General features: G+C 43.1%; 13 protein-coding genes. 6 read left to right on the plus strand and 7 right to left on the minus strand.

The window, feature by feature from the left end; translation table 11 throughout:
• Positions 1 to 421 precede the first annotated feature (421 nt).
• The 5 genes from VK097_RS00095 to VK097_RS00115 form a co-directional block, all read right to left on the minus strand.
• Positions 422 to 1,357 (minus strand): ABC transporter ATP-binding protein, encoded by a 936-nt coding sequence (locus VK097_RS00095; RefSeq protein WP_324209757.1) that lies wholly within the window; start codon positions 1,355 to 1,357, stop codon positions 422 to 424.
• On the minus strand, positions 1,357 to 2,412 hold the full coding sequence (locus VK097_RS00100; RefSeq protein WP_324209758.1) for an ABC transporter ATP-binding protein: 1,056 nt from the start codon (positions 2,410 to 2,412) through the stop codon (positions 1,357 to 1,359). The genes VK097_RS00095 and VK097_RS00100 overlap by 1 nt, the downstream gene beginning before the upstream one ends.
• Positions 2,413 to 2,431: 19 nt before the next feature.
• Positions 2,432 to 3,589: an oligopeptide ABC transporter permease gene (gene opp3C / locus VK097_RS00105; RefSeq protein ID WP_324209759.1), complete on the minus strand. Its 1,158-nt coding sequence runs from the start codon at positions 3,587 to 3,589 to the stop codon at positions 2,432 to 2,434.
• Positions 3,590 to 4,519: an oligopeptide ABC transporter permease gene (gene opp3b / locus VK097_RS00110; protein WP_324209760.1), complete on the minus strand. Its 930-nt coding sequence runs from the start codon at positions 4,517 to 4,519 to the stop codon at positions 3,590 to 3,592.
• A gap of 154 nt (positions 4,520 to 4,673) precedes the next feature.
• Positions 4,674 to 6,365, minus strand: a complete 1,692-nt coding sequence (locus VK097_RS00115; RefSeq protein WP_324209761.1) for a peptide ABC transporter substrate-binding protein — start codon at positions 6,363 to 6,365, stop codon at positions 4,674 to 4,676.
• Positions 6,366 to 6,836: 471 nt separating this feature from the next.
• On the opposite strand from VK097_RS00115, the gene VK097_RS00120 reads away from it, so the two are divergent.
• Complete coding sequence (locus tag VK097_RS00120; RefSeq protein ID WP_324209762.1) at positions 6,837 to 7,199, plus strand: DUF3899 domain-containing protein; 363 nt, start codon at positions 6,837 to 6,839, stop codon at positions 7,197 to 7,199.
• A gap of 421 nt (positions 7,200 to 7,620) precedes the next feature.
• Here VK097_RS00120 and VK097_RS00125 read toward each other — a convergent pair whose 3' ends face one another.
• On the minus strand, positions 7,621 to 9,243 hold the full coding sequence (locus VK097_RS00125; protein WP_324209763.1) for a glutathione ABC transporter substrate-binding protein: 1,623 nt from the start codon (positions 9,241 to 9,243) through the stop codon (positions 7,621 to 7,623).
• A 135-nt stretch (positions 9,244 to 9,378) separates the two neighbouring features.
• Between VK097_RS00125 and VK097_RS00130 the strand changes: the two genes are divergently transcribed.
• From VK097_RS00130 to VK097_RS00145, 4 genes are read left to right on the plus strand one after another with little or no spacing between them, the layout of a single operon-like run.
• Positions 9,379 to 10,278 (plus strand): ABC transporter permease, encoded by a 900-nt coding sequence (locus VK097_RS00130; protein ID WP_324209764.1) that lies wholly within the window; start codon positions 9,379 to 9,381, stop codon positions 10,276 to 10,278.
• Between the two features lie 15 nt (positions 10,279 to 10,293).
• The gene (locus VK097_RS00135; RefSeq protein ID WP_324209765.1) at positions 10,294 to 11,214 is read left to right on the plus strand and encodes an ABC transporter permease; all 921 of its coding nucleotides are present in this window, start codon (positions 10,294 to 10,296) and stop codon (positions 11,212 to 11,214) included.
• Positions 11,215 to 11,235: 21 nt separating this feature from the next.
• Positions 11,236 to 12,249, plus strand: a complete 1,014-nt coding sequence (locus tag VK097_RS00140) for an ABC transporter ATP-binding protein (protein WP_324209766.1) — start codon at positions 11,236 to 11,238, stop codon at positions 12,247 to 12,249.
• Complete coding sequence (locus VK097_RS00145) at positions 12,236 to 13,249, plus strand: ABC transporter ATP-binding protein (protein WP_324209767.1); 1,014 nt, start codon at positions 12,236 to 12,238, stop codon at positions 13,247 to 13,249. The genes VK097_RS00140 and VK097_RS00145 overlap by 14 nt, the downstream gene beginning before the upstream one ends.
• Positions 13,250 to 13,384: 135 nt before the next feature.
• On the opposite strand, the gene VK097_RS00150 is transcribed toward VK097_RS00145, so the two are convergent.
• A complete protein-coding gene (locus VK097_RS00150) occupies positions 13,385 to 14,284 on the minus strand; it encodes a DUF1002 domain-containing protein (protein ID WP_324209768.1) in 900 nt (299 codons plus the stop codon).
• Between the two features lie 262 nt (positions 14,285 to 14,546).
• Between VK097_RS00150 and VK097_RS00155 the strand changes: the two genes are divergently transcribed.
• A complete protein-coding gene (locus tag VK097_RS00155) occupies positions 14,547 to 15,773 on the plus strand; it encodes an MFS transporter (RefSeq protein WP_324209769.1) in 1,227 nt (408 codons plus the stop codon).
• The last annotated feature ends 117 nt before the right edge of the window (positions 15,774 to 15,890 follow it).

Consider the following 15,890-nt stretch of genomic DNA (forward strand, 5'->3'; position numbering starts at 1 on the left):
CTGCTTGAAATGTTTTTGTAATAAAAATGATATTTGTTAAAGTATAAAGTATATTCAGATATTTAACAAGTGCTTTTATTGTTTTTATTACTAATTTTCCCATAATTATAGAAAAAATTTGGGATAAAACTAAAACGTTAATCATTAAAGACGAATGATAGGAAAGTGATTTCGTGGAAGCAACACTCCTCGCAGGTCGTAGATTACTAAGGGAACCCTTGCTTTGTGCTGCCGAACTTCGGGGGATTTCAATACAGGCCTATGCTCGCCCAGGAATCTCCACATTTTTTCCTCCGCTGATTTTGATATAAGCCCAATATACTATAACAAGAAAAATCCGAACTGATTCGAAATCATTGTTCGGATTTTTCTTTGACTAAATACTTTTGTCCCAGCCTGTTTTGTGATTACTCAACTTGAATTATTTATTTTCCAATTGCCTTTTATATTGTTCAAATTCCTCTGTTGTGCACCGTACCCAATGATCCTTCTTAACTTCTCGAAATTCCGGTTCTTCACTTGTATCGTGTTCAGCAGGGTCATAAGCCACTCGTGTGCGGTTCCGCTCATAATCAGGATCCGGAAGCGGAATGGCAGACATCAGTGATTTTGTATATGGATGAAGAGGGTTTCTGTACAGTTCGTCACTCTCTGCAAGTTCAACCATGTTTCCAAAATACATCACACCGATCCGGTCACTGATATATTTCACCATTGACAGGTCATGCGCAATAAATAGGAATGTCAGACCGTAATCACGCTGCAATCCTCTCAACAAATTGACAACCTGTGCCTGGATGGATACGTCAAGTGCTGAAATTGGCTCATCAGCGATAATGAACTCAGGTTCAACGGCAAGCGCCCGTGCGATACCAATCCGCTGACGCTGGCCGCCACTGAATTCATGGGGAAAGCGTGTAGCGTGCTCCCTGTTCAGCCCAACTGTTTCCAGAAGTTCTTCCACACGTGCTTTACGGTCAGCTTCACTTTCCGCCAGCTTATGAATATCAATTCCCTCTGCAACAATGTCCATGACTGTCATTTTTGGATTAAGGGATGAAGATGGATCCTGAAAAATCATTTGCATTTTCCGGTTCAACTTCAGCAAGTCCTTTTTCGATTTCTTCCCATGGACGTTTTCATTATTAAAAACAACCTGTCCGCCGGTAGCATCATGCAGGCGGATGATCGTCCGGCCTGTCGTGGATTTCCCGCACCCGGACTCCCCGACAAGACCGAATGTTTCACCTTTATTAATATCAAATGATATGTCATCTACCGCTTTGACGATGTTTTTACGGCCAAGTTTAAAATGTTTCTGCAGATTTTTCACTTCCAAAACTTTTTCTTGTTCCATCAGTCTTCACCATCCTTGCCATCGTCCATTGAAGCAAAGCCTTGCATTCTGCGCTGGACCGATTCCGGCGGATCAATCTTCGGTGCATGTTCATGAAGGAGCCAGCTGGCAGCATAGTGTGTATCGGATACCTGAAACATTGGAGGCTCCATCTTCGTATCAATTTCAAGAGCAAATCTGTTCCTTGGCGCAAATGCATCTCCCTCCGGCGGATTCAGCATATCGGGCGGACTTCCCGGAATAGCATACAGTTCTTCCTCATCACTGTCCAATGTCGGCATCGATCCTAGAAGTCCCCATGTATATGGGTGCTTCGGATTATAGAAAATATCATCCGCTGTTCCGATTTCAACAATCTTTCCAGCATACATGACAGCAACACGGTCAGCTACGTTCGCCACAACGCCCAGATCGTGTGTGATGAAGATGATAGCACTGTCCATTTCGCGCTGAATTTCCTTCATCAGTTCAAGGATTTGAGCTTGAATCGTCACATCCAATGCAGTTGTCGGCTCATCCGCAATCAGGATTTTCGGATTACAGGCGAGTGCAATCGCAACGACTGCACGCTGCCGCATCCCACCGGAAAATTGGTGGGGATACTGATTTATCCGTTTTTCTGCTTGTGGAATGCCCACAAGTTCCAGGAGTTCGATCGTTTTGTCCCTTGCCTGGGCTTTGCTCATTTTTCTATGTTTGATCAGCCCTTCAGCAATCTGCCGGCCTACTTTCATGGTAGGGTTCAGAGAAGTCATCGGATCCTGAAATACGGTCGATATATCCTTCCCGCGCAGTTTCTGCATTTGTTTGTTCGAATACTTGGTAATGTCTTCTTCTTCAAACAGGATTTCCCCTGTTTTGATATATCCCTGGGGTTTTGACAGTAGTTGGGTGATTGCCTTGGTCGTGACCGATTTACCTGAACCGGATTCACCCACAATAGCTAATGTTTCCCCTTTTTTCAAATCAAAATCAATGCCTCTTACAGCCTGAACTTCGCCGCTGTAGGTATTAAATGATACGCTTAAATCTTTGACTTCCAGTAGTTTGCTCATTTCAGAAACACCTCCCTTGTTATTTGTGCATTTTCGGATCAAACGCATCCCTGAGTCCGTCACCAATCAGGTTAAATGCAATCATGATGACCGATATCAGGACGGCCGGATAGAATACCATGTACGGATATAATCTGAATACTTTAAAGCCGGCGTCGACCAATGCACCGAGTGATGCTTCCGGCGGTACAATACCGAGTCCGATGAAACTGAGGAATGCTTCAAAGAAAATCGCATTCGGAATCGTAAACATCGTGTTAATGATAATGATACCAGCAATATTAGGCATCAGGTGTTTCCGTATAATTTTTCCGTTAGATTGCCCTAATGTCCTTGCTGCAAGTACATATTCTTCGTTTTTCTGTTTAAGCACTTCTCCCCTTACAATACGTGCCATGCCTGTCCATCCGGTTATTGTAAGGGCCAAAACAATGGAAGTGATGCCCGGCTGCAAAATAATCATCAACAGGAATATGACAACGAGATTCGGAATTCCAATAAGGATTTCTAGAATACGTTGCAAAATATCATCAATTCTTCCACCGTAGTAACCGGAAATACCGCCATAAGCAACCCCAATGAGAAGGTCGATTGCCGCGGCTACGAAAGCGATAATCAACGATACGCGTGCACCAAGCCAGATTCGAGTCCATTGGTCACGCCCAAGTTGGTCTGTGCCAAGCCAGAAGTATTCATCCTGCATTTCTTTTGCTTCATAGATGTTATACGTTGCTGAAACTTCAGCCGAATCGGCGCTTCCATCACCTTCAGAAAGTACTTTGATATCAATGAATTCTTCATTATTATCATAACGCATAACGGCATTTTGCGTTGCCTCTTCAACATCGTCGCCTTTAAACTCCGACGTAAGTGTGCCGTCCATACCAAAAAACGGCAAATTCTCTATAACCGGAACTTTTGGCGGCATTTTGGCACGCGACAAATCCTGACCATCCATTTTATAATCATTAAAATATGGACCGATAATACTCAGGATGATGATAATTATCATCAGTATAATACTTAGAACAGCAGACTTATTCTTAAAAAACGTACGTCGCGCATCCTGAAAAAAAGACCTGCTCGGCTTTGTTATCTTTTCACTTGTATCCTCTTTCCGCTCGTGGGGGACAAAGAGTTCCTTTGGTGGTTCGTGTTTCTGCTGATTCGTGGCCATTTAACTTCCCCCTCCTGTCAGCCGGATTCTCGGATCGATAAATACGTAAAGGATATCGATGACAAGTATGATCACGATAAATAAGACCGAAAACAAAAGGGTTGTCCCCATAATTGTCGGATAGTCAAGCACCTCTATGGAACTGACAAACTGTTCCCCGATACCCGGAACAGCAAAAATCTTCTCAATAACAAGAGTTCCGGTCATCAAGGAGACTGCCATTGGTCCCATTACAGTTACCAATGGAATCAGCGAGTTCCGCAAGCCGTGTTTAAAAATAATCCCAGGTTCCGTAACACCTTTTGCCCTAGCCGTCATAATGTAGTCTGAACCAAGGACCTCCAGCATCTCCGTTCGTGTAAAGCGGGCTGCCGTTGCCATTGGAAAAATTGCCAGCGCAATCGTCGGTAAAACCGTGTGTGCATAGGTGCCCCATAACGCGACGGGAAATACCTCCCATTTCGTCGCCAGATACCATTGCAATATACCTGCAAATACAAAGGACGGAATTGATGTACCTAATACGGCGATAATCGTTGAGGTATAATCCAGCCACCCATTATGATAAATAGCGGCAATCAGTCCAAACAGTATTCCCGCAATTGTTCCAAAAATAAGTGCCTGCATCCCAAGTATCAAAGAGGGAGGCATCCTGTTCAGCAGGATTTGAGTTACCGGGGTATTATCAAAATGAAAAGATATTCCCAAATCACCTTGCACAAGGCCTACCATATAATTGACGTATTGCACGGGAATCGGATCATCGAGTCCGTATTTAGCCAATATAACTTCCTGCTGTGATTCTGACAGCTTGTTTTCTGCTGAAAGCGGGCTGCCGGGAAGCAACTTCATAAGGAAGAATGTAATGGTAGCAATAATAAACAGCGTGATAGCCATATAAAACACACGCCGTAATATATATCGAAGCATTTTTGCACCTCCTGGTTTCGTGATTGTTTTTCATACTGTAAAAAATATTCATTATTATAAGATTTTTTCCTTTACAGGGTAAAAGAGAGTACATGCCATAAGGTCATATACTCTCTTTCACTAAATTTACAGCATATTTGGTTGGCGTTACAGATTATTCACCAGACCCTACGCTTGCCCATTTCCATTCATATGTCGGACCGAAAGAGTTAAAGTAAATATCCTGTATCTTCGGACGGACCAGCTGTGCTTTTGCACTTTGGTAAAGTGGTGCGACAGCAGCCGTCTCAGCCAAGATTTTCTCAGCTTCCAGGAAGTTCTGGTAACGTGCTTCCGGATCTTGTGCCAGTTCGTCTGTTGTTTCTTGAATCAACTTGTCATACTCTTCATTTGAGTAACCCATTTTGTTGTTTTGTCCGTCTGTAAGCCACAGGTTCAGGAATGTGTATGGGTCCATATAGTCAGGTCCCCAGCCCGAAGTCTGAAGCTGGTATTCCATGTTTGTATCGGCATCCAGACGTTGTTCAAATGGTACTGATTTAAGTGTCACTTCCAATCCAGGCAGGTTTTTCTGCAGCTGGTTGGCAATATACTCATCAGATAGTTTTGCAGTCTCACTGTCACCGCCAAGCAATTCAAGTTCTACGGAATCCTTGCCAATTTCCTCAAGACCCTCTTCCCAAAGCTTCTTCGCTTGTTCAGGATCATGTGTTATCAGATCGCCGTTTGCTTCACGGAAGTCTTCACCGCTTGGTGTTTGTACGAAATCTTTTGGTACAAATCCATTTGAAGCAATTGATCCATTATTCAGAATTTCGTTAACCAATGCTTCTTTATCAACTGCCATAGCAATGGCTTTACGCATTTTCTTGTTCGCTAAAGCATCGCTCTTCGTCTGGTTCATCTTCAGATAGAATAAAGACGCTTCAGGAAACACTTTATAATGGTCATGTGACTGATACTTATCGACCAGATCTGAAGACAGTCCTGCGCGGTCAACTTTACCTGACTCATACAGGTCTACCGCTGTTTGCGGGTCTTTAACAACCTCAAAAGTCATTTTCTCAAGCTGTACTGTTTCAGCATCCCAGTAGTCTCCGTTTTTCTGGAGTTCCCAGGAGCTTGCTGTGCTTTCCCAGTTTTCCAATGTAAATGGTCCGTTGAACAACAATGTATCCGTGCTTGTTGCATATTTATCGCCTTGTTCTTCAACAAAGTCCTCATTCAATGGATAGTAGGTTGGAAATGTGGCCAGTGATTCAAAATATGGCACCGGGTTTTCCAGATTCACTTCCAATGTATAATCATCAGGTGCGCTGACGCCTAATTCTTTAACCGGAACTTCGCCTTCGTTTACAGCTGTTGCGTTTTTAACTACACCGCCGAGCATGTATGGTCCATACTCCGAACCGGTCTCAGGATCAACCGCACGCTGCCATGCATAAACAAAGTCATGAGCCGTTACCGGATCGCCGTTTGACCATGTAGCATCTTCACGAAGATTAAACGTCCATGTTGTACCGTCTTCACTTACTTCATGGTCCTTCGCAATACCTGGAACGATCTCACCGTCTTTCACGCGATAAAGACCTTCCATTGTCGCACCAGTGAACTGAATCCCGTATTCGTCCGTAGCCATGCCAGGGTCCATTGACGGAATCGTGTCACCGTTAATAAAATGAAGAACCTGTTCTGCATCTGAGCCGGATTCTTCTTCTGTTCCTTCTTCTGATCCTCCGTCACCGCCGGAATCTGATGATCCTGAGTCACCTCCACCGGAACATGCGGCCAGGGAAAGACCGAAAAGTAAAGCTAAGGCCAAAAGCCAAACCTTCTTGAACTTCATGTTGAAAATACCCCCTTAAATTAGTCCTATTTTCTGATAATTTAGCAGATTTAACCGCTGATACAAATTATACTATTTTTCTTACAAGTTTGTAAAGGCTTATTTTAGGGAATAAGACTCAGTTAGTATAAACCAGTTAATAAAACGCTTTCATGACAATGAATTCAGGACTTAAAATATTTTAATCTATTTTTACTGACTATGATATACTATTATTTAAGGGTACATGTTCAAAAAGAAGGATAAAAGGATCGGAAAGTTCGAGGCGGTGCAGTTTTGAGCACAAGGAAAACATCACTGAGCTACTTTGCACACAGTAAAAGTGTTTTTCTTTTCCAAAGGAGCGGTATGCATGCCTTTAGATACATGAGCCTCGGGAAAACAAGCCAGCCAGAAACACACACTTGTCATTTTCACCGGACTTTTGAACAATCTCTAATCGACAAACTTTAAGGGCAGGACAAAATTAACATGTTTAAAAGAAACTTACAGATATTGCTCATTAACATCGCAATGATCGTACTTTTGGTTTACTGGTCAGCTTGGACCTTTACAATGCTTCAATTTCTGAATATGACATTTTATATTGCGCTCATTTATATGATTTTAACACTGGCCACATATACCATCAAAGGCGGTTTCTATGATGGCGTCGCTTTTGGGCTCCGACGATTCCGCAGCAAGATGTCAAAAGACGGGGACCCATTGGACGAGTGGCGTGATAAACCTGCACCATCAGCAAGTATTAATCAGCCTTTTTACAGGATTGTACGCTTTCAGACAATTGCGCTATTTTTGCTTCTATTAATTCTTTTCTTGGTCTATTATAGTTGAAACTACCCATAATCGGAGCCTGGTTCACTGGGAGAGACCGATTGGCAGCATTTAGTGAGCTTCTGTAACGACGCAGCTGAAATATACCCTTTCCGCGGGCTCACCAGCCGCCCGCGAAAAGCGACGAGCTAAACATCCACCGGGTAAGCTGCGCGTTTCGAGGGGTGCTGCATCACCGAAATTCTTGCAACTCGACGAACACCGAGTGTATTTCCGTATTGGGGCACTCCACTCAGCCACTATTTCATTGTGTAGCAGTTTGGATTTTGTGTCACAAACAATCTTTTAGAAAGCAACCTAATTGTAAATCTTCGGCAATCACATTTTTGATAACGATAAAAACGGACCCGGTTGTGGCATATACCACCCGGGCCCGGTCTGTTTGTTTTTACCATTCGAATTGATTTTAAAATAACAGAGTTTATTTTTCAATATATGCTTGCTTAATTTGATAGATACCTTGTGCATCTATACCAAAATCTTTGACGGTATTGCTTACCCCCAGCAGGTACTCCTGGTGGTGAATATATATCATTGGTGCAATTTCAACGAGCATTTCCTGAGCCTTCGTGTACAGCTTCTGTCGTTCTTCAGGATTGGTCTCACGGCGCGCTTCATCCAGCACCTTATCCAACTCGTCATTTTTCAGGAATGAGCGGTTGCCCGGGTCACCAACCTGTGATGAGTGGAATAAGGGATACATGCCATAGTCGGCATCAGAAGTCACGGTAGACCAGCCCAGGATAAACATATCGTGTTCCCCGTTAGCGGTTCTTTCGAGATAAGCCCCCCATTCAAGTTCCTGAATCTCGACATCGATACCAATTTCCTCCAACTGTGACTGGATTGTTACAGCTGTGTCCACACGCTGTTCGTTATCGTTGGTCCAGAGTGTTGTGGAAAAGCCATCCTCATGCCCAGCTTCTGCAAGCAATTCCTGTGCCCGCTCAGGGTCATATTCCAAACCATCGACTGATTCATCATAACCGAATACCGGCGGTGCCAATGGTCCGATTGCAGGGATTCCGACGCCATTGTAAACACCCTGAATGATTTCTTCTTTATTGATGGCCATTGAGATTGCCTGGCGAACTTTTTGGTCATCAAATGGCGCTTTTTGTACATTAAAGCCAACGTAAGACAAGGATACACTTGGTTCCTGCACAACTTTTGCGTTTGGCATGCCTTCCACACGGGATACATTATTCGGGCCGATTGCATCTGCTACGTGTGATGTTCCGGTTTCAAGCTCAGCTATGCGTGAACTTTGCTCAGTTACGACTTTAAACGTTACAGAATCGAGTTTTGCTGGCTTTCCCCAATAATTGTCATTACGGGTTAAGACAACACTTTCCCCCGGTGTCCATTCTTCAAATACAAAAGGACCGGTTCCAACCGGATTCTGGTTAATGTACGTATCGACATCACCGCCCTCTTCCATTTGGGCATAATCTTTTTCAATAATATTCGGGCTCATAATTCCTGTCCCGCTATGTGCCAGGTTAGCCAGCAGCGGCGCATATGGATATTTTAAATTGATGCGAACCGTATATTCATCCCGTACTTCAACACTTTCAACGGCTTCCAGCAGAAATGCCCGTGGTGAGGCAATTTTATCGTCCATTAAACGCTCAAAATTCATTTTTACCACTTCTGCAGTCAGTTCTGCACCATCATGAAACGTGACACCTTCACGCAAATGAAAATCCCACGTAGTTTCATCCACTTCCTCCCAGTCCTCAGCGAGCCCCGGCTGAACTTCCTGGTTCTCATCCAGTGTTGTCAGTGTTTCATAAATATTCTCCTGAACATTACTGGATGGAACATCATTTGATCCATGTGCAGATAAGGACACAACATCAGCACCGATTGCAATAGTGAGATCACCGCCGGATTCTGATGCTGCCTCACCGTCCCCTTCTTCTTCAGACGTGTCACCTCCGCCTTCGTTTGCATCACCCTCTGGCTCACCATCCCCCGCGCAAGCAGCCAGAGTCAGTGTGAGCACTAATAAGAACAGCCATAATAACTTATTCAGTCTCATAAGTCTCAGTACCCCCTATTATTTTTTATTAATATTATTTCTATTGTCCAATACAAGCGCATATACCATTAATATATAATATTTTAAAAACCGTTAATGAATCTCATACGATTAGCAGTATAAGGGGGTAACAATATGAGTGCTGAACCGGCAGAAAATTATAACAGCCATCGCAAAAAAGTGGACAGTCCTTTAAAAAGATCAATAACAGATTTTTACATAAACCTGTCTAAAAATAAAGGTGCCTTAATTGGCGGTTATCTGATTATCTTCTTAATTATTATCGCGATTGCCGGACCATTCTTAACAACCTTTGATCCATTCGAACCGAACTACAGTGTGAAATTTGAGGCACCATCCTCTGAACATTGGTTTGGTGCTGATCACCATGGAAGGGACATTTTTACCAGAGTTGTGCACGGACTTGGGCTGACACTGTCCATTGGATTTTTCTCGACCCTGATAGGCGGTATCGCAGGTGTGGCGGCCGGAATCATATCCGGTTATTATGGTGGAAAAATTGATGCCGTTATGATGCGTCTAATGGACGTATTGCTGGCTTTCCCGGGGATTCTGCTGGCGCTTGCTTTAGTCAGTATACTCGGAGCCAATACACGAAACGTGGTTATTGCAGTAGCTATTTCTGCTATACCAACTTTTGCACGTATTGTCCGGGGATCCACTCTGGCAACGAAAAACCTGGAATATATTGATGCCATGAAAGCATTAGGTGCTTCAGACATCAGAATTATTTTCAAACATATTTTACCGAATATTGTATCACCGATAATTGTCCAGGCCAGCCTTTATATCGCAACTGCCGTACTGTCTGCAAGCGGACTTTCTTTTCTTGGAATGGGGGCTCAGCCACCGTCTCCGGAACTTGGCGCCATATTAAGTGACGGTCGTGATTATATGTGGGATGCAGGTCATATAACATTATTCCCTGGTTTAGTCATTATGTTGATTGTGCTGGCATTTAATGTATTCGGTGACGGACTGCGTGATGCATTAGATCCAAAAATGAAACGATAGAAAGTAGGTGTAAACATGCTTCAGTTTATCGTTCGTCGTTTAATTCAATTAATTCCTGTTTTGATAGGCGTTACAATCCTTGTATTTTCATTGATGCACCTTACTCCTGGTAATCCTGCACACATTATTGCCGGCGAAAGCGCACCAAAAGAAACGGTAGAACAAATAGAAGAACGTCTGGGATTAAACGACCCGATTCCGATACAATATTTTAGTTTTGTCAAAGATGCAGCAATGCTTCAATTCGGATACTCCTGGCGAACAAGCTTACCGGTTACGCATGAATTATGGCCAAAATTTTGGGTCACGTTTGAGTTAGCTGTATACAGTACGATTTTCAGTATCTTTCTTGGTTTGATCGCAGGTATCATTTCCGCGGTCAGACAGTATACATTTTCAGATATTGCTATCATGCTCGTCGCTTTATTCGGTTTGTCGATGCCGAACTTCTGGCTTGGTCTTATGCTAATGCAATGGTTTTCTATCAATCTGGGATGGCTGCCGCCAACAGGCTGGGGCACGCCTGAGCAGGTTATATTGCCTGTTATAACGTTAGGAACAATGGGAGCGGCCGTTATAGCGAGAATGACGCGATCCAGTATGCTGGATGTCCTAACCCAGGACTATATTCGAACGGCACGTGCCAAGGGTCTGAAGGAAAGTGTGGTTGTTTACCGCCATGCATTGAAAAATGCACTCATACCGGTTGTGACAGTTGCAGGGCTGCAATTCGGCAGCTTGCTTGCAGGATCGGTGCTAACCGAATCTGTCTTTGCTATTAATGGAATGGGCAAATTAATCATTGATCGCATACTCGCAAGGGACTTCCCTGTGGTCCAGGCTGCTGTATTGGTTATTGCGGTTGTATTCGTTTTGGTAAACTTAATCGTCGACATTTCATACAAATTCCTGAATAAACGGATTGATTTAAATTAATAGGTGAGAGAGGTGAACATGATGAATGAAGAAACCATTTTGGAAATAAACAATTTGCGAACCTCGTTCCTTACTGATGATTTTGAAGTTAAAGCTGTAGATGGTGTTTCTTTGAAATTGGCTAAAGGAAAGACGATCGGAATTGTTGGCGAATCCGGTTCCGGCAAAAGTATTACAGCTCTGTCTATCTTACGATTACTTGATAAACCAGGCAAAATCATGGGCGGGGAAATAAACTTTAAAGAAAAAGACCTTACAGAAGCGAGTAACAAAGATATCCGTGATATACGCGGAAATGAAGTCTCAATGATATTTCAGGAGCCCATGACGTCGCTGAATCCTGTTTATACGATTGGACAACAAATCCGTGAGACACTTAAGGTCCATGAAGGTTTAGGCAAAGAAAATGGAACAAAAAGGGGGATTGAACTCTTGGAGCTAGTCGGAATCCCAGCACCCGAAGAGCGTATCAAGCAGTACCCGCATGAATTGTCAGGTGGCATGCGTCAGCGGGTCATGATTGCGATGGCATTGGCCTGTAAGCCTGAGTTATTGATTGCCGATGAACCAACAACTGCATTGGATGTGACGATTCAAGCGCAAATACTAGACTTAATCAATAATTTACAAGAAGAATTCAGCATGTCCGTCATTATGATCACACACGATCTGGGTGTCGTAGCCGAAACCTGTGATAATGTTGCTGTTATGTATGGTGGTAAAGTCGTTGAATATCAAGACGTTAAATCTTTATTTAAAAAACCTAAACACCCATATACGGTTGGATTGTTGAATTCTATTCCACGACATGATGAAGATGTGGAGGAACTTGAACCGATTAGAGGGACAGTCCCAAGTGCGAAGGATATGCCCAAAGGCTGCCGTTTTGCTCCGAGGTGTCCATTTGCAACAAATCTTTGCCATGAAGAATTACCTGCGCTTGATCAGCAAAAAGATGGCAGCGAGATTCGTTGCTGGATTTATACTGAACGCTGGAACGGTGATCCGGAGGTGAATGTTCATGAGCCAAAATGAGCTTTTGAAAGTCAATCATTTAAAGCAATATTTTCCTATTAAAGGTGGATTCCTGGGAAAGACGGTTGACCAAGTCAAGGCAGTAGACAATGTATCTTTTGAAATATACGAAGGCGAAACATTAAGTGTCGTCGGTGAATCAGGTTGTGGAAAGTCAACAACTGGACGGGCGATTCTTCGTCTGGACGAACCTACTGATGGGGACATCAAGTTTGATGGGGAAGATCTTTTATCTCTTAACAAAAGCGAAATGCGAAAAAGACGCAAAAATCTTCAGGTTATTTTCCAGGACCCATATGCGTCTTTAAATCCACGGCAAACAGTAGGAAAAATTTTAACTGAAGCAATGGGAATTCAAAATTCTGTTCCAAAAGACAAGCAGCGTGAAAGGGCGATTGAATTACTTGAAACAGTAGGAATGAATGCTGAGCAAATCAATCGTTACCCACATGAGTTTTCCGGGGGTCAACGACAACGGATCGGCATTGCCCGTGCCTTGTCGGTGAATCCGAAATTGATTATTTGTGATGAAGCTGTTTCTGCACTGGATGTTTCCGTCCAGGCACAAGTTTTAAACTTATTGAAGAAACTTCAAAAACAATTTAATTTAACATTCTTATTCATAGCCCATGACCTCGGAGTCGTACGGCATATTTCCGATCGTATTATTGTCATGTATTTAGGTAATGTAGTTGAAATTGCGGATAAGAAGACACTTTTCGAAAACCCGCAGCACCCTTATACAAAAGCCTTATTATCAGCAATCCCTATACCAGATCCTGAAGTGAAAAAAGAACGGATTATATTACAGGGAGATGTCCCATCACCCATCTCGCCGCCATCCGGATGTCGCTTCCATACGAGATGTCCTTTTGCAACTGAAATTTGTAAAACAGACGTACCGGAATTACGCAACCTGGATCACATGAAAGAAGGACATAGTGCTGCTTGTCACCACATTGAAACAATCGAATCTGGTGAAATGCAGGCAAAGTACTAAAATGGATGACCATTTTTAAAGCCAAAAACAAGACTGGGACAAAAATATTAAATCAAAGAAACACCCGATCTAACTTATGTCCCAGCCCCGTTTTATATCATTCGATTGTTATTGGTGGCTAAAAGCGACGCTCTATTAATTAAATACGCCCTCCAGGAAATTGCCAATCATTCTAAACAATTTGTTGAAAATATTTTCCACTTTATTCCAGAAACCTTCATCGTTGATCACTTCCTGCACTTTGGAGGCAATATCATCAAGCTGTTTTTTTACATTATCAAAATTTATATCCAAATCACGCATTCTGTTAAACAAGTCAATCAGCATCTGCCGATCCTCTTCACTTAAAGATATCTCCAGATTATTGAGCTGTTCCTCGACAATCTGCTGCACTTCTTCTTTAGTGGCAGGATTTTGCTCAGCTATCGCCTTCTTAATTTCAGTCAGCAGTTCACTGACTTTTTCCTGATTCAGCCCTTCTTTTTCCGCAAGATTTGTTGCCACATCCAGTTCATCGTTCGCCAGTTCCATTCGCTCTTTATCAAGTTGCTGACCTTTTGCATCATAGGCTTTATAGATACCTGTCAATGCGGAATGGCCGCTGACTTTGACAGGTGACGCAACATCAACAGTGGCATTTTCCACACCCGCTGTCAGCAGTGCGTTGGCATACATTTCATTGGTCACTTCAGTGATGTTATCGGGTGTGACAATATTAATCGTCAGTCCTGTGCCCTCTTCTTCCTGTTTGATTTTCGCTGATGAAAACATTCTCGAATTCGGATTGCCATCAATATAATTCGCTATATCTTCACCTGTTACAGTATATTTTTCAACACTCTCAGGATCGGTCACTTCAAGCAGTTCTGTGACCTCCTGCTTCTGAGCGTCTGATAATGTATCACCATATACAACAATCGGAACACCCAGTTTCTCATTAATGCTGTCGTTTGTAGCGTGCGCTGGCACCGCAAAACCAATCATCATAACTGCCGCAACCAGGAAAGTAACAACTGAATGCACATAACGTTTCATGTTTGTTCTCCTTTACAGAAAGTTTTACTTCTCTTGTCCATCTTACGAACAATCAAAACTCATTATACCGTTTTATGCTTCATTTGAATAGTTTTTTTCAGTGTCATGGTGTCAATTTCGGGGAAAATTACGAGGTGAGCATTATTCTTTAAACTTATTTCGCATTCCTATATATTATACATTCAGGTCAGGGAAGTAAATTAGAAAGAAGGGAATTATAATTACTGAGGAAAACACTCATGTCAAACGAAATTTAATTATCATGTGGTTTGCAAATTTCTTTGTTGGCGGCAGTCTGACGATGGTGCTTCCATTTCTTTCGCTATATATCGAGGAATTCGGAAACTTCTCAGATGCATACGTGCAAAACTGGTCGGGATGGATTTTTGGCATTACGTTTGGTACAGCATTTATTTTCTCACCCATCTGGGGGCGGGTCGGCGATAAATTCGGAAGAAAGAATATATTAATCCTATTTGCTGCGGGAATGGGGTTATCGGTTTTGTTAATGGGTTTTGCCAACTCAGTTTGGGATCTCTTTTTCCTGCGCTTGATTATGGGGATATTCACCGGCTTTATTCCGATGTCACAGGCTCTTATTTCGACACAGACGCCAAAAGAAATCGCTGGCCGTGTATTGGGGACACTTCAGACCGGAAGTGTGACCGGCAATCTGATGGGGCCTTTGCTTGGCGGGGTGCTTGCCGATATGTTCGGCTATTCCGCAACGTTCAAATGGGTTTCCATCACCATTTTTATGTCCGGACTGCTTGTGCTGCTTGGCATTCGGGAATTGCTGTACAAAACTGAAGAAAGTACAAACAAAGAAACAGCCTATACGAGCAAGCAAGTGCTGCTACATATTTTTGGGCACCCCGTACTGCTTGCAGTCATGCTCATATCTGCTCTTGTGCAGGTTGCACACTTCAGCGTCCAACCTATCTTATCGTTATATGTGGCAGAGATACATGGTCCAACAAGTATTGCATTCTTTTCCGGGATGGCCTTTTCCGCGGCAGGTCTGGGCAATTTAATGATGGCGAGACGCTGGGGCCGGATTGGCGATCGTACCGGCTACATCAAAATATTAATATTTTTACTATTCATGGCGGGTATCGTTTATTTCCCGGGAGCATTTGTTACAAATATCTGGCAGCTGGTGGTACTGCGCTTCCTGCTCGGAATTTCAATTGGCGGCATCATCCCGGTCCGTATTGCTTATATCAGACAGGAAGCACCATTATCCATTCAGGGTGAAATGCTTGGCTACAACACAAGTTTACGTTTCCTGGGCAATATTATCGGACCTGCATTCGGCGGCATGCTGGCCGGATTTTTCGGTATTTCCTCGGTGTTTTTCGTCACCAGTGCCCTTTTGATTGTTAGTGGTGCCATCGTGCTTATTACGTGGTACAGACATGAATATGAAGGTAAGCAGCGGAAAGGTACACATTCTTTATCTTCTCATTCGCCTAATCACAGTAGCTGATGTGAGCTGTGACAAGTATGGTTTGAATTGGAGGACCCGGTGAATATCATGCCGGTTTTACTGTTGACATTTTCGGATATCACAGGCAACCGATTTGATATATTAAGCTGAATATGT

Source organism: Lentibacillus sp. (genome assembly GCF_035301675.1).
Taxonomy (GTDB): Bacteria; Bacillota; Bacilli; order Bacillales; family Amphibacillaceae; genus Lentibacillus.

Coding starts and splice junctions, on each gene's coding strand:
- VK097_RS00095 (WP_324209757.1), bottom strand. CDS start 1,357: ATGGAACAAGAAAAAGTTTTGGAAGTGAAAAATCTGCAGAAACATTTT.
- VK097_RS00100 (WP_324209758.1), bottom strand. CDS start 2,412: ATGAGCAAACTACTGGAAGTCAAAGATTTAAGCGTATCATTTAATACC.
- opp3C (WP_324209759.1), bottom strand. CDS start 3,589: ATGGCCACGAATCAGCAGAAACACGAACCACCAAAGGAACTCTTTGTC.
- opp3b (WP_324209760.1), bottom strand. CDS start 4,519: ATGCTTCGATATATATTACGGCGTGTGTTTTATATGGCTATCACGCTG.
- VK097_RS00115 (WP_324209761.1), bottom strand. CDS start 6,365: ATGAAGTTCAAGAAGGTTTGGCTTTTGGCCTTAGCTTTACTTTTCGGT.
- VK097_RS00120 (WP_324209762.1), top strand. CDS start 6,837: ATGTTTAAAAGAAACTTACAGATATTGCTCATTAACATCGCAATGATC.
- VK097_RS00125 (WP_324209763.1), bottom strand. CDS start 9,243: ATGAGACTGAATAAGTTATTATGGCTGTTCTTATTAGTGCTCACACTG.
- VK097_RS00130 (WP_324209764.1), top strand. CDS start 9,379: ATGAGTGCTGAACCGGCAGAAAATTATAACAGCCATCGCAAAAAAGTG.
- VK097_RS00135 (WP_324209765.1), top strand. CDS start 10,294: ATGCTTCAGTTTATCGTTCGTCGTTTAATTCAATTAATTCCTGTTTTG.
- VK097_RS00140 (WP_324209766.1), top strand. CDS start 11,236: ATGAATGAAGAAACCATTTTGGAAATAAACAATTTGCGAACCTCGTTC.
- VK097_RS00145 (WP_324209767.1), top strand. CDS start 12,236: ATGAGCCAAAATGAGCTTTTGAAAGTCAATCATTTAAAGCAATATTTT.
- VK097_RS00150 (WP_324209768.1), bottom strand. CDS start 14,284: ATGAAACGTTATGTGCATTCAGTTGTTACTTTCCTGGTTGCGGCAGTT.
- VK097_RS00155 (WP_324209769.1), top strand. CDS start 14,547: ATGTGGTTTGCAAATTTCTTTGTTGGCGGCAGTCTGACGATGGTGCTT.